This window comes from Methylophaga sp. UBA3603 (genome assembly GCF_002375335.1).
Classification (GTDB): Bacteria; Pseudomonadota; Gammaproteobacteria; order Nitrosococcales; family Methylophagaceae; genus Methylophaga.
The window spans coordinates 82,852-107,161 of record NZ_DFMC01000002.1; the positions used below are offsets into that span (position 1 = coordinate 82,852).

General features: G+C 46.4%; 21 protein-coding genes. 8 read left to right on the forward strand and 13 right to left on the reverse strand.

All coding sequences use genetic code 11. From position 1 onward, the window contains the following. The 6 genes from B4F66_RS01010 to B4F66_RS01035 are packed head-to-tail and all read right to left on the reverse strand — an operon-like array spanning position 1 to position 5,803. Positions 1 to 2,160, reverse strand: coding sequence for a HAMP domain-containing sensor histidine kinase (locus B4F66_RS01010; protein WP_292358540.1), 2,160 nt, complete (start codon positions 2,158 to 2,160; stop codon positions 1 to 3). Continuing rightward, positions 2,145 to 2,726, reverse strand: a complete 582-nt coding sequence (locus B4F66_RS01015; RefSeq protein ID WP_292358538.1) for a DUF4390 domain-containing protein — start codon at positions 2,724 to 2,726, stop codon at positions 2,145 to 2,147. Before B4F66_RS01015 ends, B4F66_RS01010 begins: the two co-directional genes overlap by 16 nt. Further along, positions 2,704 to 4,011 carry a 16S rRNA (cytosine(967)-C(5))-methyltransferase RsmB gene (gene rsmB / locus B4F66_RS01020; RefSeq protein ID WP_292358537.1) on the reverse strand — a complete coding sequence of 436 codons (1,308 nt, stop codon included), beginning with the start codon at positions 4,009 to 4,011 and terminating at the stop codon, positions 2,704 to 2,706. The genes B4F66_RS01015 and rsmB overlap by 23 nt, the downstream gene beginning before the upstream one ends. Further along, positions 4,004 to 4,936: a methionyl-tRNA formyltransferase gene (gene fmt / locus B4F66_RS01025; protein WP_292358536.1), complete on the reverse strand. Its 933-nt coding sequence runs from the start codon at positions 4,934 to 4,936 to the stop codon at positions 4,004 to 4,006. Before fmt ends, rsmB begins: the two co-directional genes overlap by 8 nt. 8 nt (positions 4,937 to 4,944) lie before the next feature. Further along, a complete protein-coding gene (gene def / locus B4F66_RS01030; RefSeq protein WP_292358535.1) occupies positions 4,945 to 5,448 on the reverse strand; it encodes a peptide deformylase in 504 nt (167 codons plus the stop codon). A 37-nt stretch (positions 5,449 to 5,485) separates the two neighbouring features. Next, positions 5,486 to 5,803, reverse strand: a complete 318-nt coding sequence (locus B4F66_RS01035; RefSeq protein ID WP_292358533.1) for a c-type cytochrome — start codon at positions 5,801 to 5,803, stop codon at positions 5,486 to 5,488. 187 nt (positions 5,804 to 5,990) lie between these two features. On the opposite strand from B4F66_RS01035, the gene B4F66_RS01040 reads away from it, so the two are divergent. From B4F66_RS01040 to topA, 4 genes are all read left to right on the forward strand, one after another. After that, positions 5,991 to 7,022 carry a LysM peptidoglycan-binding domain-containing protein gene (locus tag B4F66_RS01040; protein ID WP_414673343.1) on the forward strand — a complete coding sequence of 344 codons (1,032 nt, stop codon included), beginning with the start codon at positions 5,991 to 5,993 and terminating at the stop codon, positions 7,020 to 7,022. Between the two features lie 10 nt (positions 7,023 to 7,032). Next, on the forward strand, positions 7,033 to 8,154 hold the full coding sequence (dprA, locus tag B4F66_RS01045) for a DNA-processing protein DprA (protein WP_292358529.1): 1,122 nt from the start codon (positions 7,033 to 7,035) through the stop codon (positions 8,152 to 8,154). A 23-nt stretch (positions 8,155 to 8,177) separates the two neighbouring features. Beyond that, complete coding sequence (locus tag B4F66_RS01050) at positions 8,178 to 8,645, forward strand: Smg family protein (RefSeq protein ID WP_292358527.1); 468 nt, start codon at positions 8,178 to 8,180, stop codon at positions 8,643 to 8,645. Between the two features lie 84 nt (positions 8,646 to 8,729). Then, positions 8,730 to 11,012 (forward strand): type I DNA topoisomerase, encoded by a 2,283-nt coding sequence (gene topA / locus B4F66_RS01055; protein WP_292358525.1) that lies wholly within the window; start codon positions 8,730 to 8,732, stop codon positions 11,010 to 11,012. Positions 11,013 to 11,064: 52 nt separating this feature from the next. Here the strand turns inward: topA and B4F66_RS01060 are convergent, their stop codons facing one another. From B4F66_RS01060 to purE, 3 genes are read right to left on the reverse strand one after another with little or no spacing between them, the layout of a single operon-like run. Beyond that, on the reverse strand, positions 11,065 to 11,340 hold the full coding sequence (locus tag B4F66_RS01060; RefSeq protein WP_292358523.1) for an Rdx family protein: 276 nt from the start codon (positions 11,338 to 11,340) through the stop codon (positions 11,065 to 11,067). Further along, entirely contained in the window at positions 11,340 to 12,470 is a 1,131-nt protein-coding gene (locus B4F66_RS01065; RefSeq protein WP_292358522.1) for a 5-(carboxyamino)imidazole ribonucleotide synthase, read from the reverse strand. Before B4F66_RS01065 ends, B4F66_RS01060 begins: the two co-directional genes overlap by 1 nt. A gap of 14 nt (positions 12,471 to 12,484) precedes the next feature. After that, positions 12,485 to 12,979, reverse strand: a complete 495-nt coding sequence (gene purE, locus B4F66_RS01070; protein WP_292358520.1) for a 5-(carboxyamino)imidazole ribonucleotide mutase — start codon at positions 12,977 to 12,979, stop codon at positions 12,485 to 12,487. A 233-nt stretch (positions 12,980 to 13,212) separates the two neighbouring features. Between purE and gltB the strand changes: the two genes are divergently transcribed. The 3 genes from gltB to hemE all read left to right on the forward strand — a co-directional run bounded on the left by gltB (position 13,213) and on the right by hemE (position 20,331). After that, positions 13,213 to 17,703, forward strand: coding sequence for a glutamate synthase large subunit (gene gltB, locus B4F66_RS01075; protein WP_292358518.1), 4,491 nt, complete (start codon positions 13,213 to 13,215; stop codon positions 17,701 to 17,703). A gap of 23 nt (positions 17,704 to 17,726) precedes the next feature. Continuing rightward, a complete protein-coding gene (locus B4F66_RS01080; RefSeq protein ID WP_292358517.1) occupies positions 17,727 to 19,133 on the forward strand; it encodes a glutamate synthase small subunit GltD family protein in 1,407 nt (468 codons plus the stop codon). Positions 19,134 to 19,266: 133 nt separating this feature from the next. Continuing rightward, positions 19,267 to 20,331, forward strand: a complete 1,065-nt coding sequence (gene hemE / locus B4F66_RS01085) for a uroporphyrinogen decarboxylase (RefSeq protein WP_292358515.1) — start codon at positions 19,267 to 19,269, stop codon at positions 20,329 to 20,331. 69 nt (positions 20,332 to 20,400) lie between these two features. Here the strand turns inward: hemE and amtB are convergent, their stop codons facing one another. From amtB to B4F66_RS01100, 3 genes are all read right to left on the reverse strand, one after another. Further along, entirely contained in the window at positions 20,401 to 21,675 is a 1,275-nt protein-coding gene (gene amtB, locus B4F66_RS01090) for an ammonium transporter AmtB (protein WP_292358514.1), read from the reverse strand. 18 nt (positions 21,676 to 21,693) lie between these two features. Then, positions 21,694 to 22,032 carry a P-II family nitrogen regulator gene (locus B4F66_RS01095; RefSeq protein WP_226075668.1) on the reverse strand — a complete coding sequence of 113 codons (339 nt, stop codon included), beginning with the start codon at positions 22,030 to 22,032 and terminating at the stop codon, positions 21,694 to 21,696. A 63-nt stretch (positions 22,033 to 22,095) separates the two neighbouring features. Further along, positions 22,096 to 22,827: a TorF family putative porin gene (locus B4F66_RS01100; protein WP_292358510.1), complete on the reverse strand. Its 732-nt coding sequence runs from the start codon at positions 22,825 to 22,827 to the stop codon at positions 22,096 to 22,098. A 286-nt stretch (positions 22,828 to 23,113) separates the two neighbouring features. On the opposite strand from B4F66_RS01100, the gene lgt reads away from it, so the two are divergent. Next, the gene (lgt, locus tag B4F66_RS01105) at positions 23,114 to 23,887 is read left to right on the forward strand and encodes a prolipoprotein diacylglyceryl transferase (protein WP_292358508.1); all 774 of its coding nucleotides are present in this window, start codon (positions 23,114 to 23,116) and stop codon (positions 23,885 to 23,887) included. Here lgt and B4F66_RS01110 read toward each other — a convergent pair. Then, positions 23,884 to 24,243 (reverse strand): diacylglycerol kinase, encoded by a 360-nt coding sequence (locus B4F66_RS01110; protein WP_292358505.1) that lies wholly within the window; start codon positions 24,241 to 24,243, stop codon positions 23,884 to 23,886. The two genes, lgt and B4F66_RS01110, sit on opposite strands and share 4 nt — an antisense overlap. Positions 24,244 to 24,310: the final 67 nt, after the last annotated feature.

A 24,310-nucleotide genomic window follows, 5' to 3' on the forward strand; every position in this document is an offset into this window, starting at 1 on the left:
CTAGTCTTCCTCCAGTGGTAGCCGGATTATTATACCTGCTCCTTCGGGGTTAAGGTTTTCTGCCCAGACATCCCCGCCATGTTCTTCAATGATTTTTTTGACAATCGCCAGTCCCAGCCCGGTTCCTTTGGTTTTGGTGGTTGCATAAGGCTCAAACAATTTGTCCACCATGTTTTGTGGAAGCCCCGGTCCCTGATCATTGAAAGTGATTTCCAGCCATGGCATATGCTGCTGCACAATAATGTGGTAACTAATGGCTATATCTACAGGTTTACCGGCTTCTTCACTGGCTTCAATGGCATTTTTTAACAGATTATGAAATACCTGCCGCATGCGGTTTTTATCAAGTTTTATACGAATGTCTGTTGGACTGTTCAATAAAATAAATTGATGGTTGGAATGACTCTGGTAAAGGGTTAGTACTTCCCTTAGCAATTCACCAATTGACACCGTTTCAAACTGTAAACCCGGGCTGCGGGCATAGTCGGAAAATTCATTGACCATATCTTTCATGGCCTCAACCTGCTGCACGATAGTATCAGTGAGCTTCTGTAATGTCTCGGTTTGATCCGGTGGCACCAATGACGCGTATTTATGTTGTAAACGTTCAGCAGATAACTGAATGGGAGTAAGTGGATTTTTAATTTCATGTGCCAGGCGTCTGGCAACTTCGCCCCAGGCGGCATTTCGCTGTGCCTGTAACAGGGCTGTGATGTCATCAAATACAATCACCCAGCCGGTTTGACCGGGCAGGGGGGTACCATGACACATTAAGGTTTGACGACCTTTGGTTTGCTGCAGCTCTATCTGTTGTTGCCAGGCGACGGACTTGAAGGTGTAATTTTGAATCAGTAAGGCAAAGCTATGCAGATTGTCATTAAGCTTGGCCAGAGCATCTAAAGAGCTTTCCAGTCTTTGCTGTAAATTGACGCCCAGGATCTGACTGCTGGCCAAATTGGCGGTGCGTAGGTACAGATCATTATCAATGGTAATAACCCCGCTTGATAGGCTGCCCAATACAGTGGTCAGATAACTGGTCTGTTGTTCCAGTAAGCGATGGCTTCTGTCTGAGGCATTTCTGGCTTGTGTCAGGCGTTGGGTCATCTGGTTGAAAGAGCGTACCAGAAAACCGATTTCATCATGACCTGAGGCGGTAAGTTGCATATTGTAATTCCCTGAGGCAACAGCCTGAGTCCCTTCTGCCAGTTCCTGCAAGGGTTGAACCATACGTCGAGAGATCCATACCGCAAACCAGATTGAGGCGAGCATGGTCAGGAAAACTATCAGGCTCAACGTCAAGGTAAATATGGTCACTAACGGTTTGCGTAAATAGCTCAGCTCTTTATAGTCGGTATAGGCATCCTGAACATTTTTGCCCAATGAACTCAAATGGTCATTGACCGGAAAAGCCACATGTAAATAGCGTTCTTCGGCGAGAATGGATTTTCGTGGCAACATTACCGCTGCACGTAATTGCAGTTCATCATTAGCTGCCGGATCCAGACCTATATAGTCTTCACCTTGTTGCAGACGACGTACGATAGATTCATCAGGCGCATTGGGGATAATAATGGCCGGATTTTCAATGCTGGAGACTACCAGTCGACCTTGCATATTCCAGATACTGATTTCCAGTGCACCACTTAGTTGCACCAGTTCTCGCAGGCTATTGGTGAGTCGTGCGTCCGGTAGTTCTGATAATACACCGGCCATCATTCGTGTCTGACGGAGTAAGGTACGCATACGAATACCAAATGCGCTACGACTCAGTTCCAGTGAGTCCTCCAAAGCCTGTTCGACTTTTACATCAAACCAGCTATTGATGCCACGTTGCAGAAAATGTACGGAGAACCCGTAAACAATACTGGTAGACCCAACGATCAGCAGCACAAACAAGCTGACCAGTTTCAGTGTGAGGCGGGAGCCAGGCGCTTTGCGTTTGAAGTCACGGTAAAGTCGATATAACCCCCGGGCCAGGATCCCGGCCAGTAACAGCAGGCAGACTAGCCCCAGGCCAAAAATATAAAGAAATAAATCACTGAGACGAGAGGTGTCCTGGGTAGCCGCACTGAGCATGTAGGCCAATATTAATAATAATAAAGCCAGTGAAAAATACGGTGCAGTTCCCGAGCTGAGACCTCTTATTAATTGGAAGGCCATGCCACCTCATACCAATCGCTGGCTAAATCCCATTTATTTGACAGAAACGCTCCAGGCCGCATAGGCGAAGGCAGCGCGTTTAAATCAATCTGACTGCGAACTCTTAGAGTCAGGTCACTGGTATCTAGCGTATGTTGTGGTGGCAGACTGAAATCTTTAATCTCTCCCATGGCGCTTAATGCACTTTCCATGGTCGTAAAATTGCGATGCGTTTTGGTGTCCATGGAATGTAAGAGATATTGCTGAGACAAGTCGTGATAACGCAATACATAGCGTATTTCATTGGACCAGATATTACTCTGCCATTGCCACCATTCTCCCAGTACCGGATAACTTCTGATTAGCTGGATTTCCTGTACAAAGGTAATTGGCACTCCATTATAGAGGGCTTCTTTAACCCGGGCATTTAACGGGTAGCTGATAGAAGCATTCAATAGATAACCGTTGCCTGCCGGAGAGGTGCGTGCCTGTTCTATGTAAAATGTCTCAGCCTGTACGGTTTGCACAGAGACAAACAGCAACAAAAAAAACGCCAGAAGACGTTTAACGGTGACGTAGGCAGGCATAATAGAAACCATCCAGATGGTTATCTCCCGGTAGCAATTGATAGCCGAAGCTTACTCTTCGAGCTGGAGCCCGGGATGGAAGCTGCTCCATTGCCTCGGGCTGGCGTTGCAAAAATGCTTCTATCTGTAGTTCATTTTCCTGCTTCAAAGCAGAACAAGTGGTGTAAATTAACAAGCCATCCGGTTTCAGTAATGGCCATAAATTATCCAGCAATGCTTGCTGCTGTCTGACCAACTGTTCGATATCTTCTGCTTTTCGAAGCAGTTTTATATCCGGATGCCGTCTGATAACACCACTGCCAGTACATGGCGCATCAATCAATATACGGTCAAATTGTTCACCATTCCACCAGTTTTGTGGATTGCTGGCATCCGCTGCGAGACAATTTGCCGATAAATTCAATCGTGACAGATTTTCCTCAACCTGCTTGAGCCGCTCCTGACTGATATCCACAGCGATAACTTCATTATTTGGAAATCTTTCCAGAATATGACAGGTTTTTCCACCCGGTGCCGAACAGGCATCGAGAATGCGCTGGTTTGGTTGTAAATCAAGTAAATCAACTACTTGTTGCGCGGCACCATCCTGCACAGAAACCGCACCTTCTACAAAACCTGGCAAAGCAAATACATCACAGGCTTGTTGCAGCAAGATCCCTTGAGGACAGTTTTCAATCGCGATGCCAGGAATGGTGGCTTTTTCTAATAACTCCAGATATTCCGACTGGGAATATTCCCGGCTGTTAACCCGAAGCATCATCGGCGGTTGCTGATTGTTGGCCGACAAAATGTCTTGCCACAAATCTGGCCAGTCAGCCTGATATTTTTCAATCAGCCAGGCTGGATGAGCATATTCCGTCACTGTTTGTTCAGCCAGGGTTTCTTCCAATGTTTTCTGCTGGCGCTGATAATTTCGCAGACAGGCATTGATTAATCCGCTTGCCCATTGTTTGTTCAAGCGTTTACTGGCGTTAACCGTTTCTGACAGGGCGGCATGATCAGGTATGCGTAACGAGCGAAGCTGATATATACCCACCAGAAGCAAAGCCTGAACATCAGCATCTTTCGTTTTTAACGGTTTGGAAAGTAATTGCTGAAGGATGCTTTCAAGAGCAAAAAACCAACGGATTACACCATAGGTTAATTGCTGAAACAGGGGGCGTTGAGTTTCATCCAGTCGTTTACTGATATCTACAAAAGCGGTGTTTAATGATTGGCCTTGTATTACCCTCTGTATGACTAAAGCGGCGGCACTGCGTGGGCATAATAAATTACTTTTAGCCAAAATAGTCGCCTGCTTTTAAGGGATGCGCATTCAGAAAGTCATTGGTTGGCACGGCCTTTTTACCAGGTGCCTGGAGCGATAATAAGCGAATGACGCCATCCCCGGTTGCAACATCAATTCCCTGACGGTCTGCCTGGATAATGGTACCTGGTTTCATAGCATGGTTTTGTGAATCAACAACGGATGCCTGCCAGATCCGCAGCATTTTGTTTTGCCAGAGGGTTTGGGCAACCGGCCAGGAATTAAACGCGCGGATTTGCCTATCAATTTGCTGTGCTGATTGTGACCAGTCAATATTAGCTTCAGCTTTCAAGAGTTTAGAGGCATAGCAGCTTTCTCTGTCGTCTTGTGGAATAGCCTGAGATTGTAATTCCTCAAAGTTATTCAATGTTTCCAGCAGGGTGTTGGCACCCAGCAATGCCAGTTTGTCATGCAGTTGTTCGCCAGTATCATTTGCTTCTACGGCTATTTCTGCACGTTTGATAACCGGTCCGGTATCCAGTCCGGCTTCCATTTGCATAATACAAACACCGGTTTGTTTATCCCCAGCCAGGATGGCACGTTGAATCGGAGCGGCACCACGCCAGCGTGGTAACAGGGAGGCATGAACATTAATGCAGCCCAGTCGGGGAGTGTCCAAAACACTTTGTGGTAACAATAACCCATAGGCTACTACAATCATTAAGTCTGCCTGATAACTGGCAAGGGTAGCTCGATCGGCTTCAGCTTTGAAATTGAGTGGTTGTTCAACCGGGATATGGTGTTGTAAAGCAAGTTGCTTAACCGGGCTGGCAGTCAGTTTCCGACCTCTGCCAGCCGGACGATCCGGTTGTGAATAGACGGCGCAAATTTCATGTTCCGTTGTCAGTAGAGCCGCCAGCGTGGTTGCTGCAAAGTCCGGAGTGCCGGCAAAAATGATGCGCATGGATGTCCTTATAATTTTTGTTTCTGGTGTTTCTCCAGCCGTTTTTTGATGCGTTGACGTTTGAGATTACTAAGATAATCAACAAACAGTTTGCCTTCCAGATGATCGATTTCATGCTGAATACAGGTTGCCAGAATACCATCGGCATCCATTTCAAACGGTTCGCCTTGCAGATTCAATGCACGGACGCGGATCGTGTCAGCGCGGGTAACTGTTTCATAAGCTTCCGGTACCGAAAGACAGCCCTCTTCAAATTCACGTTCGCCTTCGGTTTCAATTAACTCGGGGTTAATCAAAAACAGCGGGCTGGTTTTATCTTCAGAAACATCGATAACAATTAACCGTTTCTGTTGATTAACCTGAGTGGCAGCAAGGCCAATGCCCGGAGCATCGTACATGGTTTCCAGCATATCATTTGCCAGCTGGCGGATTTCATCCGTTACCTTTTCAATAGGCTTCGCTTTCAGACGTAGCCTGGGATCGGGGAAGTGCAATATATTCAGTTGAGCCATTTCAGTACCTGCTATAAATCATTTCACCAGCAGTCAGTTATTTCAAACTTGAGTAATATGCTGCGAGGTTGGCGATATCTTCGTCTGACAAGTTATTCGCCTGCATCTGCATGATAGCGGCCATACCACCCTGGCGTTGCTTATCACGATAAGCTTTAAGCGCTGACACTAAATACTCAGCATTCTGTCCAGCGAGATTCGGATAAACTGGCATAATTGCGATGCCTTCAGCACCATGACAGGTTGAACAGACGGCGGACTTTGCCTTTCCGGCAGCAATATCGCCTTCAGCAATAGCCAGGGAATTCATCATAACGGCAGCAATGCCGATAATAAAACACAACGTTAATTTCATGCTGTTCTCCGTCAAGTAAGTTGGTATTGCCAGACTGAAAAAGTTTAACCAGTCGAGATATCGACACATTATAAACCAAGTTTGTTGCTGGATTACTTGATTAGTGTAATCGCTTATTAGACACTATGAGCCGTTGCTGTCTGTCCAGGGATAATGGCTGCCCTGTAGCGTCCATGAGGATTTTATGATGATACGTCACATCTGTTTAGGTTTCTTCGCCCTGTTGATGAGTGCTTCAGTGCTTGCAAATGAGGTGGCCCTTAATCCTGATCATCCGGATCGTTATGTGGTCGTTAAAGGCGATACACTTTGGGATATATCAGCCAAATTTCTGCAATACCCCTGGCACTGGCCTGAAATCTGGCAGGTAAATCCTCAGGTTGAAAACCCTCATCTTATCTATCCTGGCGATGAATTAACGCTGGTATATCGTGATGGTCGGCCAGTACTCAAGCTAAGCCGTGGACAGCAGACTTACAAACTTTCACCAGAAATGCGTGAAATTCGAATGGATGAAGCCATCCATACCATTCCTTTATCAATTATCCGACCTTTTCTGACGAAACCTCGAGTAGTCGGTGCTGAAGTTCTTGACGCTGCCCCCTATGTTGTTGCCACTTCTGATGAAAGATTATTGTCTGGAGCCGGCGATATTGTTTATGCCAAAGGTATTATTGATCCTGAGCAAAATGAATTTAATGTGTTCCGTGGCGGTAAGATTTATTTTGATCCCAATACCGGCGAAGAGCTCGGCGTTGAAGCTATATATACAGGCGATGCTGTGGTGAAAGAGCCCGGAGAGGTTTCCACGCTGGGGTTAACCTATACCAATCGTGAAGTGATGGTGGGAGATAGGTTGTTGCCTGTGGAAGAAGAGGATTTTGAACTTAACTTCATTCCCCGTGCGCCATCACAACCAATGGATGGCATGATTATTTCGGTATTTGACGGTGTATCGCAGGTGGGTCAGTATCAGATCATTGTGCTAAATCTCGGTACACTTGATGGTCTGGAAAGTGGCCATGTTCTTTCCGTATATAAAGCGGGTAAAACCATACGTGATGCCGTCAGCGAAGATCGTAAAGCGATGGTGACACTGCCTGATGTGCACGCCGGGGAGGCTTTGGTATTCAAGCTTTATGAAAAGGTAAGTTATGCGATTGTGATGAAAGCAACTACCTCCATGCACCTTTTTGACAAGGTGCGTTCTGCAGAATAAAGGAAACAGTTTGCATAGATTTTCTGCTTCGCAACTGTCTCTGGCATGTCAGCTGGCTCTGCAACGTATTCCCGGTGTAGGGCCAGCCACTTTTAACAAACTGCTACAGCAAGTTCATCAACCAGCTGATATTTTTCAAGCGCCAAGCTTATTAAAAGATGTTGATCCAAAAATTGTCTCGGCGCTACAAACGCCAGATTGGGAGCAGGTTGAGCGAGATTTGGAATGGCTATCAGCTGATAATCGCCATGTCATCGATCAACAACATCATCTTTATCCAGAGTTGCTTCAACAAATACCTGATCCTCCGGCTTTATTGTATGTTCAGGGGGATATCAATCTGCTTAACAACTGGCAGTTGGCGATTGTGGGTAGTCGTAACCCGACCGCTTCAGGCAGCGACACAGCATTTGAATTCGCGCGATACCTGGCTCAGGGCGATATTGTCATTACCAGTGGTTTGGCCACGGGTATTGATGCTGCCGCTCATAAAGGCGCTCTGGCAGCATCTGGCAAAACAATCGCGGTGATTGGTACCGGTTTGGATCGAGTGTATCCAGCATCACACAGAAATTTGGCACATCACATCGCCGAAGGGGGGGCGATTGTTTCTGAATTTCCATTAGGCACTTCACCCAAAGCGGAAAACTTTCCTCGCCGTAACCGTATTATAAGTGGTTTGAGCCTTGGCACTTTGGTCGTGGAGGCGGCAGTGAAAAGTGGCTCATTGATTACGGCCAGAATGGCTATGGAACAGAGTCGTGAAGTGTTTGCTATTCCTGGATCAATTCATAATCCATTATCCCGGGGCTGTCATCAGTTGATACGTGAGGGAGCAAAGCTGGTGGAAACGGCAAATGACATTATTGAAGAACTGGGGGCCATTGCCGGGGTTGTTCCGCAAGCTTTGGAGAAACCGACCTCATTAGAGCAAGCATCGGTGCAAGCAGAATTGGATAATGATTACCAGTTATTGTTTGAGTTTTTGGGTTATGACCCGATCCATATCGATATACTTATTGACAAAAGCGGATTGACGGCTGATGCCGTTTCATCCATGCTGTTATTACTGGAGCTGCAAGGTCAGGTTGCTTCACTGCCTGGAGGACGTTACGTTCGAAACGGAACCTGATCACGCCCACAACAGAGAAGCCGATGAAAGAAAATGTAATTGATGTGTTGCTCTATCTGTTCGAAAACTATATCGATACAGAAAATAGCAGTCAGCCTGATAAAGATGTCCTGGAGCTTGAATTAGAACAGGTCGGCTTTCAGGAAATGGAAATACACAAAGCACTTGATTGGCTAGACAATATGACGGTAGTGGCTCCGCAGACAGACAATCCCAATACACATATTCGTGTTTTCAGTGAGAGTGAAATAGAGCGTCTCGATATTCATTGTCGAGGCTATTTACTGTTTTTGGAACAGGTCGGTGTTTTGGATGTCGAAACTCGCGAAGTTGTTATTGAACGTGTATTGGCATTAGACAGCGAAGAAATTGATTTGGAACAGCTCAAGTGGGTCGTACTCATGGTGCTGTTTTATCAACCGGGCCGAGAAGTTGCTTATGCCTGGATGGAAGATCTGGTGTTTGAAGATTTGGAGGCGGTTATTCACTAAATCTGACCGCTCTTATTCTCCTTAATACTGCCCGTTTTACACGGGCAGTGTTATTTAGAGCGTCTATTTTTGGTACAGGATTATATGGGAAAAAAACTCGTTATTGTTGAGTCTCCGGCCAAGGCCAAGACCATCAAAAAGTATCTGGGCAAAGATGTAGAAGTCTTGGCATCTTATGGTCATGTGAGAGATTTACAGCCCAAAGAAGGAGCCGTCGATCCGTCAAATGATTTTGCGATGAAATATCAAGTGATTGATCGCAACAGCAAACATGTCGAGGCGATTGCCAAGGCCATGAAAAAAGCTGACACGCTCTATCTGGCAACGGATCCGGATCGTGAAGGAGAAGCAATCTCCTGGCATCTGTATGAGTTATTGAAAAAGAAGGGTGTGTTAAAAGATAAAGAAACCTTCCGTGTTGTTTTCCATGAGATCACCAAACAGGCCGTTAATGATGCGGTAGCCAATCCACGCGAATTGTCGATGGATCTGGTTAACGCTCAGCAGGCACGCCGTGCGCTAGACTATCTGGTCGGCTTCACCCTTTCCCCGTTATTATGGAAGAAAGTACGTCGCGGCTTATCTGCTGGCCGGGTACAAAGTCCTGCGTTACGGATGATTGTCGAGCGTGAGCTGGAAATTGAAGCTTTCAAAGCTCAGGAATACTGGACCATTGAAGCAGATGCCACCGCTGAGAAAACCCCGTTTCAGGCGAAGTTAACCCACTATAAAAATGAGAAGCTGAGCCAGTTCAGCATCGGTCATACCGAGCAAGCTGAGGATGTCGTTTCGACATTAACAAAAGCGGCTGAAGGTAAACTGCTAGTTACCCACGTTGAGAAAAAACAACGCAAGCGTAATCCTGCAGCACCATTTACTACCTCTACCTTGCAACAGGAAGCCTCCCGTAAGCTGGGGTTTGGCGCTCAGCGCACGATGAGTGTGGCACAGCAATTATACGAGGGTGTTGATACCGGTGAGGGTGCAGAAGGTTTAATCACCTACATGCGTACTGACTCGGTGTCGCTGGCGGCAGAAGCGATTGAAGAAATTCGCATGTTTATCGGTCAGCGCTATGGGGCGAAATCGGTACCAGGCAAACCGCAGGAATACAAAACCAAATCCAAAAATGCCCAGGAAGCGCATGAGGCAATAAGACCAACCTCAGTTTTACGCACGCCGGATGAAATGAAAGCATATTTATCCGTCGATCAACACAAACTTTATAACCTGATATGGCAGCGTACATTAGCCAGTCAGATGATCCACGCGACTTTGAATACCGTTGCCGTGGATCTGGGCTGTGGTAAGGGCAATACCTTCCGCGCCAATGGTTCTACCGTGGTAAACCCGGGTTTCATGAGTGTTTATCTGGAAGGGAAGGATGATACCAAGGGTGACAAAGATGAAAACATCCTGCCGCCGATGGAAGTCGGAGAGGTTGTTGATCTAGTCGCCATTCGCCCTGAACAGCACTTTACCGAGCCACCACCAAGATACAGTGAGGCCAGTCTGGTCAGAAGTCTGGAAGAACATGATATTGGTCGTCCTTCGACCTATGCCAGCATCATCTCTACATTATTGCAGCGTGAATATGTTGAGTTGATTAACAAACGTTTTCACCCCACCGATGTGGGACGTGTTGTCGGCAAGTTTCTGGTTCAGCATTTTACCCGTTATGTGGACTATGACTTTACTGCCAAATTGGAAGATGATCTGGATGCGGTGTCGCGGGGTGAAGCCGAGTGGATTCCTTTATTGCGCAATTTCTGGGGACCATTTAAAGAGCAGGTCGAAACCAAGGATAAAGAAGTCCAGCGTAGCGATGTCACTCAGGAACTGCTGGATGAAGATTGTCCTAAATGTGGTAAAAAACTATCCAGCAGGTTAGGCCGCAGTGGCCGGTTTATCGGCTGTACCGGTTATCCGGAATGCGATTACACCCGCAATATTGATGGTGAAGAAACCACCGCGAGTGAGCCGGAAGTGGTTGAAGGGCGTAAATGCCCGAAATGTGAATCGGATTTGTGGGTACGTACAGGTAAATACGGTAAATTTATCGGCTGTAGCAGTTACCCGAAATGCAAACACATTGAATCACTGGAGCAGCCTGAAAATACTGGCGTTGAATGCCCCAAATGTAATAAGGGCGAAATCCTGACGCGCAAGTCACGCCGAGGCAAAGTGTTTTATTCTTGCTCGGAATATCCGACCTGCGACTATGCATTATGGAACGAACCGATCAAAGAAGCCTGTCCAAATTGTCAGTGGCCGATATTGACCATTAAGACAACCAAGAGCAAAGGCACCGAAAAAGTCTGTCCGCAGAAGGATTGTGGCTTTAGTGAGAAAGTGGAAAGCGCTTAACAATAAAAAGGGACGCGAAAACGTCCCTTTTTTAATTCACCAAAGTGGAATTTTACTTTTTCCGATCCGAATGACCTAAATCCTGCTCAGGGGCAATTATGTCGCGGACCCGCTGCTTTAACTCAGTAATTTCCGGGAAACGGCCTTCCTGTTTTCTAGACCAGGCCAACTGATTGTCTGCTGTAACCTCAAAAGTACCGCCGGTACTCGGTTTAAGTGTTAATTCTGCAATCTCTCCATCAAAGGTGCTGAGCAACTCCTGCGCCATCCAGGCCGCACGGAGCATCCATCGACATTGGGTACAGTAAACAATGGTAACGCTATGCATTAGTCTGCTTTAATGTCGTCAAACACCGTATTGGCGGATTGCATTGCCAATTCAGGAGTGTCTGCCAGAACATTAAAGTGGCCCATCTTGCGTCCAGCACGGGCTTCTCTCTTGCCATACAAATGCAGTTTAATATCTGGTTTATTGAGTAGCTTATCCCAGCCAGGTTGACTGTTTCCCCATACATCACCCAGTAGATTAATCATCACCACAGGGGATATTAATTTGGAACTTCCAGCGGGTAAACCGCATAACATGCGTACCTGTTGTTCAAATTGCGATGTTCTGCAGGCATCCAGTGTGTAATGACCCGAATTATGCGGACGAGGGGCAATTTCATTGGCAATGATTTCGCCTTGCTTGGAAACGAAAAACTCAACCGCCATAGTGCCAACGTAATCAAGTCCATCAGCAATTTTACTGGCCATTTCAATAGCAGCAAGTTGCTGTGTTTCAGCGGCAGCGCTAGGCACAGTGGTTGAATGTAAAATTCCGTTGATGTGGACATTTTCTGCGACCGGGAAAGCGGTGATCTGACTATCTTCGCCACGCGCCAGAACAACCGAAATCTCGCGCTCCAAATCGATTCGCTGTTCCAGTACACATTCTTTTTGGCCTAAAGCTTCAAATGCTTCATAAGCAGCCTGTAAATCCTCACAAACAATCTGACCTTTTCCGTCATAGCCGAAGGTGGCAACTTTAAGAATGGCCGGGAATTTAATCTGAGTGCTGATATCAGCAAAATCATCCCGATGGGTTATGCGGACAAACGGCACGGTGGCAATGCCTTGCGCACGAATGAAGTTTTTCTCTATGTTACGGTTTTGCGTGCTGGCCAGAGCAGATGAGGAGGGATGCACAACGGTACGTTTTTCGAGAAAGGCCAGGGTGCTGGCGGGAATATTCTCAAACTCGGTAGTGATTGCTGCACAATGCTGAGCCAGCTCGGTCAAGGCTGCTTCATCTGTGTAAGCGGCACAGATATGCTGATCAGCGATAATTCCGGCAGGACTGTTTTTGTCTGGATCCAGCACAATAACCTTGTAGCCCATCGTCTGGGCCGCGGTGGTAAACATGCGGCCCAACTGACCGCCGCCAAGCATTCCTAATGTGGCACCTGGTAAAATCATCTACATCCTCAGTTCTAAGCTAATGGGGGAAGTGTCATATCCAGCACGGCCTGATGCTGATTTTTGCGGAACTGTTCCAGTTTTGCTGCCAGTTTTGTGTCATGAATTGCCAGTTGGGCAATAGCAAACAAAGCAGCATTTGCAGCGCCAGCTTCACCAATGGCAAAGGTAGCAACCGGAATACCTTTAGGCATTTGTACAATGGATAAAAGAGAGTCCTGGCCTTTGAGGTAACGCGAAGGAACCGGAACACCGAGTACCGGGACTAATGTGTTCGCCGCGAGCATACCTGGCAAATGGGCGGCCCCACCAGCTCCCGCGATGATACAGCTTAACCCTTTACTTTTAGCCGTTTTAGCGTATTCGGTAAGTAGATCCGGGGTTCGGTGAGCAGATACAACCTGAGTTTCGTAGGCAACGCCAAAAGCTTCAAGTTGTTCAACGGCTTTTTGCATGACTGGCCAGTCACTATTACTGCCCATCACTACGCCTACCAGTGGTTTGTCCATTGTTAGTCCGATTGTTTGTCAGAAAAGCAGTGCATTTTAGCTATTTTATTGAAAATAGGAAAATTTACTGCTGTTGGTTGTTGTCAAAAAAATGCAGCTAGAATTGAATGGTACCGGATCAATCGTTATACTAGGTGATCCTTTCTGCCGTGTTTTTGTGCGACGCTCCTCAGTTTAGACATAGCTGTGCCGGTTTAACTACCGGAGTGGAGCTGCGACGGCGCTAACAAACGATGAAGGTATGTGACGTGAGTCAGCCAACAGAACTAACACAAGGTCTTTACAGACCTGAATTTGAGCGCGATAACTGCGGATTCGGACTTATTGCTCAGATGGATGGTAAACCCAGTCACTGGCTTGTTAAGACAGCCATTGAAGCACTGGGTAACCTGACCCATCGTGGTGCAATCGGTGCGGATGGCAAAACCGGCGACGGTTGTGGTTTATTGCTAAAAAAACCTGACAGCTTTTTTAAAGCTATTGCCGAAGAGCTTGGCTTTTCGCTGGCACAGCGCTATGCAGTGGGTATGGTATTTCTGTCACAGGACGACACTAAAGCACAGTTAGCGCAGGACGCAGTTACCGCAAAGCTCATCGAACAAGGCCTGCAAATCGCTGGCTGGCGTGAAGTACCCGTTGAGCCTGAAGCAGCATGTGGTCAGGAAGCCTTGCGGCTGCTACCGAAGATGCGCCATGTATTTGTTAATGCTGGCGAGTCTATGGATGATGCGGCATTTGAACGCAATCTCTATATCGCGCGCCGTAAAGCTGAAAAAGCCATTACAGACGATAAAGATTTCTACATTCCAAGCCTGTCATCACAAGTGGTGTCTTATAAAGGCCTGGTAATGCCTTCATATTTGCCAGTGTTTTATAAAGATCTCAGTGATGAACGCATGGAAACTGCGATTTGTGTGTTCCATCAGCGTTTCTCTACCAACACCTGGCCGCAATGGCGTCTGGCTCAGCCATTCCGTTATCTCGCACACAATGGCGAAATCAATACTGTTCAAGGCAACCGGAACTGGGCCTTGGCGCGTGGTGCAAAATTTGCCACCTCGTTAATCGAGAATATGGAAGATATCCGCCCATTAGTTGGCACCAGCGGTTCTGACTCATCCAGTATGGATAATATGCTGGAAGCCTTGTTGGCTGGTGGCGTAAGCATGTTCCGTGCAATGCGTTTACTGATCCCACCTGCTTGGCAGAACGATCCCACTATGGATGCTGACCTCAAGGCATTCTATGATTTTAATTCCATGCATATGGAACCATGGGATGGTCCAGCGGGTGTAGTTATCACTGATGGTCGTTATGCGGCATGTACCTTGGATCGTAATGGTTTGCGTCCAGCCCGTTATGTCATTACCAAAGACCGTCATATTACGTTGGCTTCTGAAGTAGGCGTGTACAACTATCAGCCGGAAGATGTGGTTGAAAAGGGACGACTGAAACCTGGTCAGATGCTGGCGGTAGATACCCAGACCGGTGAATTGTTGATGCCTGAAGATATCAACAATATGCTCAAAAAAGCACAGCCATATCGCGAGTGGCTGGATAATAATCTGCAGCGTCTTCACGACACAGAGAAAGATGACGAGCATACATTGCCTTCAATTCAGGGCGATGAGCTGGATATCTATGAAAAAATGTTCGGCGTCAGTTTTGAAGAACGTGATCAGGTCATTCGTGTATTAGGTGAGCTTGGTCAGGAAGCAACTGGATCAATGGGCGATGATAGCCCGTTTGCGGTGATGTCTGAGAAAGTGCGTTCATTGTATGACTATTTCCGTCAACAGTTTGCCCAGGTCACCAATCCACCTATCGATCCATTACGTGAAAACATAGTCATGTCTCTGGAGACGTGTATTGGTGAAGAGCGTAACCTGTTTGAAGAAGGTGAAGACCATGCCCAGCGTGTGGTACTTGATTCGCCTGTATTAACTGAAAAACTGTTTAAGCAGATCCTCAAGCTCGGCGATAACGATCCTGAATACAAATCTTACCGTATCTCTCTGAATTATCAGCCTGAAATAGGTTTGGAAAAAGCGATTGATAACATTTGTGCTGATGCAGAAAATGCCGTGCGTGATGGTAATGTCGTATTAGTGCTAAGCGATCGTGATATTTCCAAAGACACATTGCCGGTGCATGCTTTACTGGCAACTGGTGCGGTGCATCAGCATCTGATTAAAGCTGGTTTACGCTGTGATGCGAATATTATCGTTGAAACCGCGACAGCTCGTGATCCACATCACTTCGGTGTATTGCTGGGCTATGGTGCGACGGCAATTTATCCTTATCTTGCCTATGCTTGCCTGCAGGATCTGCGTGCCACCAATGAAATTAGAGATGTCGAACATGCCGAGTTATGTCGTCATTATCGTAAGGGCATCAATAAAGGTTTATTCAAAATCACCTCGAAAATGGGCATCTCGACAATTGCCAGCTATCGTGGGGCACAATTGTTTGAAATCGTTGGCCTGAATGATGCTGTTGTCGACAAGTGTTTTACTGCGACAACCAGTCGAGTGAATGGCGCTGATTTTGATGCGTTACATAACGATCAGTTACAGCTGAATAAACTGGCTTGGAATCAACGTAAAAAACGCGATCAAGGTGGTTTGCTGAAATTCATCCATGGCGGTGAGTACCATGCTTATAACCCGGATGTAATTGGCACCTTACAGAAAGCGGTTCAGGGCGGTAGTTATGATGACTATAAGGCCTATGCCGCTTTGGTGAACGAGCGTCCTGCAATGGTGTTGCGTGACTTGCTGGAAGTCAAACTGGCCGAAACGCCGTTGGATATTGAAGAAATTGAAGATACTGGCGCTATCCTGCAACGCTTTGACAGCGCTGGCATGTCTTTAGGAGCGTTATCGCCCGAAGCGCATGAAGCGCTGGCGATTGCGATGAACCGCTTAGGTGGTCGTTCAAACTCTGGTGAAGGTGGTGAAGATCCGGATCGTTTTGGTAACGAGCGTGTCTCCAAAATCAAACAGATTGCCTCAGGACGCTTTGGTGTAACGCCACATTATCTTGTGAATGCTGAAGTGTTGCAGATCAAAATTGCCCAAGGTGCGAAACCGGGTGAAGGTGGTCAGTTACCTGGTGGCAAAGTTAATCAGATGATAGCTACGCTTCGCCATTCCGTGCCTGGCGTAACCTTGATTTCACCGCCACCACATCATGATATCTATTCGATTGAAGATTTAGCGCAGCTGATCTTTGATCTGAAACAGGTGAATCCTGATGCATTGGTATCAGTAAAACTGGTCTCGCAAGCAGGTGTCGGAACCGTTGCTGCAGGTGTTGCAAAAGCCTATGCCGACTTGATAACCATCTCTGGTTATGACGGTGGTACTGGTGCAAGCCCACTGACTTCAGTCAAATATGCCGGTGGTCCATGGGAGCTTGGTTTGAGTGAAGCCCATCAGACTCTGCGTGCCAATGATTTACGTGACAAAGTACGTCTGCAAACAGACGGTGGCTTGAAAACCGGTCTGGATGTTATCAAGGCAGCTATTTTAGGTGCTGAAAGCTTTGGTTTTGGTACCGGGCCCATGGTTGCGTTGGGTTGTAAATATCTGCGGATTTGTCATTTGAATAACTGTGCAACCGGTGTTGCAACACAAAATGAAAAACTGCGGACGCAGCACTTTATTGGCTTGCCGCAGATGGTGATGAACTACTTCCAGTTTGTTGCACGTGAAACGCGTGAATGGTTGGCAAAACTGGGTGTGCGTAGTTTGCAAGATTTGATCGGCCGTACTGATTTGCTCGAAATCCTTCCAGGGACGACGGATAAACAGCGTGGGCTGAACCTGCAACCATTGTTGTCGAATGCCGGTGTTCCTGCTGACAAACCGCAATTCTGCCTCGAGCCGAAAAATGAACCCTATGATAAGGGTGAGCTGGCTGAGCAAATGGTAGTGGATATTAAAGAAACCATCGTCAATAAAACCGGCGGTGAATTCAGTTACCAAATTCGTAACATCAACCGTTCAATCGGTGCCCGTTTGTCTGGTGAGATCGCCAAGGTTCATGGCAATTACGGCATGATTGATAAACCTATTCGTCTGAACCTCAAAGGTTCTGGCGGACAAAGTTTTGGTGTATTCAATGCCGGTGGTCTGGAGATGCGTCTTGAAGGCGATGCCAATGACTATGTTGGTAAAGGCATGGCAGCAGGTAAGCTGACCATCTACCCATCACCGGAAAGTGATTTTGAAACGCAAAATGCCAGCATTATCGGTAACACCTGTTTATATGGTGCTACAGGTGGTGAACTGTATGCTGCAGGTAAAGCAGGTGAACGCTTTGCGGTTCGTAATTCCGGAGCAGTTGCGGTTGTTGAAGGCGTTGGTGATCACGGTTGTGAGTATATGACCGGCGGTGTTGTTACTGTGCTGGGTGAAACGGGACTCAACTTCGGTGCTGGCATGACCGGTGGTCTTGCTTATGTGCTGGATCTGGATAACACCTTTGCGGAACGTTATAACGAAGAGCTGGTTGAATTGGTGCGGATTGACAGCGACGAAATGTCCGAAGCTGCTCTGCATCTAAAAGGCCTTATTGAAGACCACGTGCGTGAAACAGGTAGTGTCTGGGCGCACCAGATTCTGGACCGCTTTGAACAGGCGATTAAAGAATTCTGGCTGGTCAAACCCAAAGCAGCGTCATTGGATGGTTTATTAAAAATCGCCACCAAAGCGGCCTGATACAACTGGTAAAACTAATAACGATGAAAAAAAATACGTTTCAATTTTTAGATGTAGGTCGTGTCGACCCAAAAAAGCTGGATGCAAACGTTCGTAAACAGCAATTTGGTGAAATCTATGGGGAATTTGATGCATCTCAGGCAGCTGAGCAGTCAGACCGCTGCCTGGAATGTGGTAACCCTTATTGTGAGTGGAAGTGTCCAGTACATAACTATATTCCGAATTGGCTGAAACTGATTAGTGAAGGCAATCTGGAACAAGCTGCTGAACTGGCACACCAAACCAATACATTGCCTGAAATCTGTGGCCGGGTATGTCCTCAGGATCGTCTATGTGAGGGTGCCTGTACCCTAAATGATGGTTTTGGTGCAGTCACCATTGGCTCAGTAGAAAAATACATTACGGATACTGCCCTGACCCAGGGCTGGCGTCCGGATTTATCCAACGTTGTCGATACCGGTAAACGGGTTGCTGTGATTGGTGCTGGTCCGGCAGGCTTAGGTGCTGCTGACGTATTGGTTCGCAATGGCGTTAAGCCTGTTGTGTTTGATCGCTATCCGGAAATTGGTGGTCTGCTGACATTCGGTATTCCAGAATTCAAACTGGAGAAAGAGGTTGTTAAACGCCGTCGTGAAGTCATGGAAGGTATGGGAATTGAATTCCGCCTAAATACTGACGTGGGCAAAGACGTTGAATTTGATGCTTTGCTTGAAGAGTACGATGCTGTTTTCCTGGGAATGGGTACATACACCTATATGAAAGGCGGCTTCCCTGGTGAAGAATTGCCTGGCGTGTATGAAGCATTGCCTTATCTGGTGGCCAACAACAAAAAACTGCTGGATCTTCCTTCAGAAAACTATGTTTCACTGGAAGGTAAGCGTGTAGTCGTTCTCGGTGGTGGTGATACCGCTATGGATTGCAACCGTACGGCGATTCGCCAGGGGGCAACCAATGTTATCTGTGCCTATCGCCGTGATGAAGAAAACATGCCTGGTTCACGCCGTGAAGTGAATAATGCGCGTGAAGAAGGCGTTGAATTTATGTGGAATCGTCAGCCGATTGAAATCGTTGGTGATGGCAATAAAGTCACCGGTGTCAAAGTTGTGACCACTGCAATGGGCGAACCCGATGAGCGTGGACGTCGTCGTCCCGAGCCGGTCGCTGGCAGTGAAGAAATCATTTCAGCAGATGCGGTTGTTATTGCGTTTGGTTTCCGTCCAAGCCCAGCGCCATGGTTTGAAAAGTTTAATGTCAGCATTGATGATGGTGGCCGTGTGGTTGCCCCAGCTGAAGGTAATTGTGCCTATCAAACCACTAATCCGAAAATCTTTGCCGGCGGTGATATGGTCCGTGGATCTGATTTAGTGGTGACCGCTGTTTGGGAAGGTCGACAGGCAGCTGAAGGCATTCTTGATTATCTGGAAGTTTAAACTTCAGTACATATCTGAAAAATAGTGGCAATTTTATCGCACTGGGTTGGTCCTACTCGCTTGAGTAGACCTCTCAGTGCGATTTTGTTTCTGAGCTAGGAAATTTTGCCATCAACAATAAAAAGGTGCTCCGGTGTCCGAATTAAAAAATGATCGTTATCTGCGTGCTTTATTAAAGCAGCCTGTCGACAAAACACCCATATGGATTATGCGTCAGGCCGGACGATATTTACCAGAATATCGTCAGGTGCGCGAAAAAGCCGGTGATTTTATGACTTTGTGCACCACGCCGGAGCTGGCCTGTGAAGTCACTTTACAGCCACTGCGACGTTATGATCTTGATGCTTCGATTATCTTTTCTGATATTTTGACCATTCCTGATGCAATGGGACTTGGGTTACATTTTGTTACCGGAGAAGGACCAAAATTTCACAAAACAGTCCGCAGTGCAGCCGATGTAGCCAATCTCAGCGTACCGGATATGGAAGATAGTCTGGGGTATGTGATGGATGCTATCCGCCTGACACGTAGAGAAATTGATGGCAAAGTGCCTTTAATTGGCTTTAGTGGCAGTCCCTGGACTTTGGCGTGTTATATGGTTGAAGGCAGTTCCAGCAAGGATTTCGCCAAAATCAAAGCCATGATGTTTGATACACCTGATGTCATGCATGATTTGTTATCCGTACTTGCCAAGTCAGTCACTGCTTACCTGAATGCACAAATTGCTGCTGGTGCCCAGGCGTTAATGTTATTTGATACCTGGGGCGGAGCATTAAGTGGACCAAATTACAGAGAATTCTCCCTTGCTTATATGCAGCAAATTATCAGCGGTTTAACCAAAGAAAATGATGGCAGACGTGTGCCGGTAACCATGTTTACCAAAGGTGGGGGCCAGTGGTTAAGCCATATGGCTGAAGTCGGAGCTGATGCGTTAGGACTGGACTGGACCACTGATCTTTCACTGGCACGTTATCAGATAGGCGATAAAGTCGCTTTACAGGGCAATATGGATCCTTGTGTTTTATATGCTCAGCCCGAACGGATAAAAACAGAAGTAAAAGAAATCCTCAAAGCCTATGGTCACGGTAGTGGACATGTGTTTAATCTGGGGCATGGCATCCATCCGACTATAAATCCTGAACATGTCGCAGCATTGGTTGATGCTGTGCATGCTGAGAGTGTTCAGTATCATCAATAAAATCTTGTAAATTTCAGGCATAAAAAAGGGCAGGTAAAACCTGCCCTTTCCGTTTCAGTAAAGAATAACTTAGTTAGAGCTAGTGAACTCTGGGTATGCTTCCATACCACATTCCACCAAATCCACACCTTCGTATTCTTCTTCTTCGGTCACACGCAGACCCATAATCATTTTCAGTACTGCCCAGACAATGAAGCTGGAAACAAATACCCAAACGAAGATGGTAGCTGCACCGATGATTTGTGCTGAGAAACTGGCATCAGAGTTTGTCAAAGGCACTGCAAGCAGACCCCAAAGACCAACCACACCATGCACAGAGATAGCACCGACAGGATCGTCGATTTTAACTTTGTCCATAAAGACGATTGAGAACACCACAATTACACCACCGACAGCACCGATAATGGTAGCCATTAATGGAGTTGGCGTGTCTGGACCAGCAGTAATCGCTACCAGACCAGCTAAAGCACCGTTCAAAATCATGGTTAAGTCAGCTTTACCAAACAGTAATTTGGCGACAACCAAAGCAGCGATAACACCACCAGCAGCCGCTGCATTTGTGTTCAGGAACACCATCGCAACAGCGTTAGCGCTAGCCATATCGCCTAATTTCAATACAGAACCGCCGTTAAAGCCGAACCAACCCATCCACAGGATGAATGTACCTAAAGTTGCTAATGGCAGGTTTGCACCTGGTATCGGACGAACTTCACCGTTAGGGCCATATTTGCCTTTACGAGCACCCAGTAGGATAACACCGGCTAATGCTGCAGCAGCCCCTGCCATATGAACGATACCGGAACCAGCAAAGTCAAGGAAGCCAAGGTCACCCAGGTTATACATGCCAAATACATCAGCACCGCCCCAAGTCCATGAACCTTCTAATGGATAGATAAACGCAGTCATCACAACAGCAAATGCAGCGAATGCCCACAATTTCATACGTTCAGCAACAGCACCAGAAACGATAGACATTGCCGTAGCAACAAACACTACCTGGAAGAAAAAGTCAGATGCGGCAGAGTAAACTGCACCACCTTCAAAACCCTCTTCAGCAGATGCTGCCAATGCATCAGCAACCAGTGTTTCACCGCCATCAATTCCAGCCAGGAATAAACCGCCGCCGTACATGATGTCATAACCCACTACCAAATAAGAGGTACAGGCAATGGCAAACAACATAACGTTTTTGGTCAGAATTTCAGTGGTATTTTTCGCACGAACCAGACCTGCTTCAAGCATCGAGAAGCCAGCCGCCATCCACATAACCAGAGCACCACATACTAAAAAGTAAAAGGTGTCCATGGCGTACTGGAGTTGGAAGATTTGATTTCCTAATTCCATGTTAATGTCTCCTCAAGCTTACAGAGCATCAGGGCCGGTTTCGCCAGTGCGAATCCGAACCACTTGCTCAAGTGGGTAAACGAAGATCTTGCCATCACCGATTTTGCCAGTGTTAGCACCCTTGATAATAGCTTCGATAACTTGTTCTACGATGCCGTCATCAATTGCGATTTCCAGTTTCAATTTAGGCAGGAAATCCACAACGTACTCCGCCCCACGGTATAACTCCGTGTGACCCTTTTGACGTCCAAATCCTTTTACTTCAGAAACCGTTAAACCTTGTACGCCGATTTCAGAGAGTGATTCGCGGACATCATCAAGCTTGAAGGGCTTGATAATAGCTACAACTTGTTTCATAAGCGTATTCCTTCTTTAGAAAAGATGGCTCTGTTTACCAGAGCCATCTGCTTGGGGTGTGTTTTAGAATGATGAACTCACGCTTACTAAGAAACGATCATCTGCATTACTATCAACCACGGCAAAATCTTCACCATCGCTATCTGTTCCGTAATAGCCAACAGACCAATCCAGACCAGCAAAGCCTTTCGTTACACCAATGCCGTAATCGCTGTAGCTATCGCTTTTAGCAGGATCCCCATCATTACGATCTGAGTCGGTGTAACCATAATGTGCTGATAACGCTAAACCATATGGAAGATCATAATCAAAGCCGAGTTTATAGTAGATTTCGTCTTCGCCTGTATTGACCCAGTCACTAGTATAAAACACGGTAGCACTGAAGTAGCTGTATGAAAGGCCGCCATAATATTCGTTATAGTCCAGCTCTTCGTCATTTTCAGTACCTGGATACATATAACGAACCACGCCTAAATCATAGCCGATGCCACTTTCGCCAAACTCATTGGCAAAACCGGCATACACATCAATTTCAATATTCGTTTCATCGTCGATAGAAAGGTTAGAAGCCCATGTGCCAGCATAAAGACCAGATGCATGTGCGTAGTCAAAACCACCTTGAATAGCAGGTTTATCATCGGTAAAAGAAATACCTCTGAATAAGTAGTCGCTGAACAGGCCAACATTAGCACTGGTTGAATGCGCACCATCTTCGCTTTCCCATGCCATTGCTGATGAAGCGGCGAAAACTGATGTAGCAGCAAGACATATTGCTGAGAGCGTTTTGAATTTCATTTATATCTCCTCGTTTGAATTGTTTTAGTCTTGTTGAATCCGATGCGTTGATTTTTTACAACACCGTGTATTCAGACTGCCACAACTAACGCAGTTTATATGCCACATTTGAAAACACTTTTAATTACAATGAGATGGGATAATTTCGGGTTGGTTTTAGCTTAATAAAAGGCTTATTTTGGTGCGCCGTAGAAATTGTCGCGCCCAATAATGGTGCAAAATTCTGTAATGAAGATTCATAGCGAGCTTGATATGATGCCTGCACCATAGTAAACGAGAACAAAAAATGACTTACCCACAGATTGATCCTGTCGCCTTGGAGCTTGGTCCCTTAGCCATTCATTGGTATGGATTAATGTATCTGTTTGGTTTTGTTGCGGCCTGGATGCTGGCCAGATCGAGAGCCAATGATCATGGTTGGGAAAAATCTCAGGTAGAAGACCTGCTTTTCTATGGTGCGATTGGTGTAATCATCGGTGGAAGAATTGGCTATGCACTTTTTTATGATTTGCCAAATGTCATAAATAACCCATTGAATCTGTTTAAGGTCTGGCAGGGAGGCATGTCATTTCATGGCGGATTGCTTGGTGTGTTATTGGCAATCTGGTTATTTGGTCGCAAGACAAACCGATCCTTTTTTGAAATCAGTGATTTCGTCGCACCATTAGTCCCATTAGGTTTGTTTTTTGGTCGAATAGGCAATTTTATCAATGGCGAGTTATGGGGTAGAGTCTCTGATGTGCCCTGGGCGATGGTGTTTCCAACAGGTGGTCCGTTAGCGCGTCATCCATCCCAGCTTTACCAGGCGATGATGGAAGGCTTGTTACTATTTATTATTCTCTGGTGGTTCTCGGCAAAAAACCGCCCACGGGCAGCGGTTTCAGGACTGTTTTTACTGGGCTATGGGTGTTTCCGCTTTATCGCCGAATTTTTCAGGGTTCCCGATCCGCAATATGGTTATCTGGCATTTAATTGGTTCACCATGGGGCAGTTGTTATGTGTACCGATGATCATTGCAGGTTTGATTATCATAATTTGGGCTTATCAAAGAAAAACTTAATCCAGCAAAATCATCAGCCAGGTCGCTGCACTAAGCAATAAGGTCATTAATACCGCCAGAGAGCCGTAATCTTTGGCTCGGCCAGAGAGCTTATGTACATCAGTGCTGACGCGATCCACCACACACTCGATGGCCGAGTTAAGTGCTTCAACAATTAAAACAGCTACTAGAGAGGCGATCATCAAAAGCCTTTCGGCTGGAGTGACATCCAGAAAAAAGCTTACAAACCCCAGTAATAACAACAAGATAAACTCCTGCCGAAAAGCAGATTCATAACGGATTCCAGCATACAGGCCTTGTAACGAATAAACTAAAGCAAACAGCAATCGCTTAATACCAGTATTTTTCTCAATCATGTCACTCCGTCCAATTGTTGTATTGAGGTTTATTTACATATCATCAGCTCGATTTGTCCAAACTGAT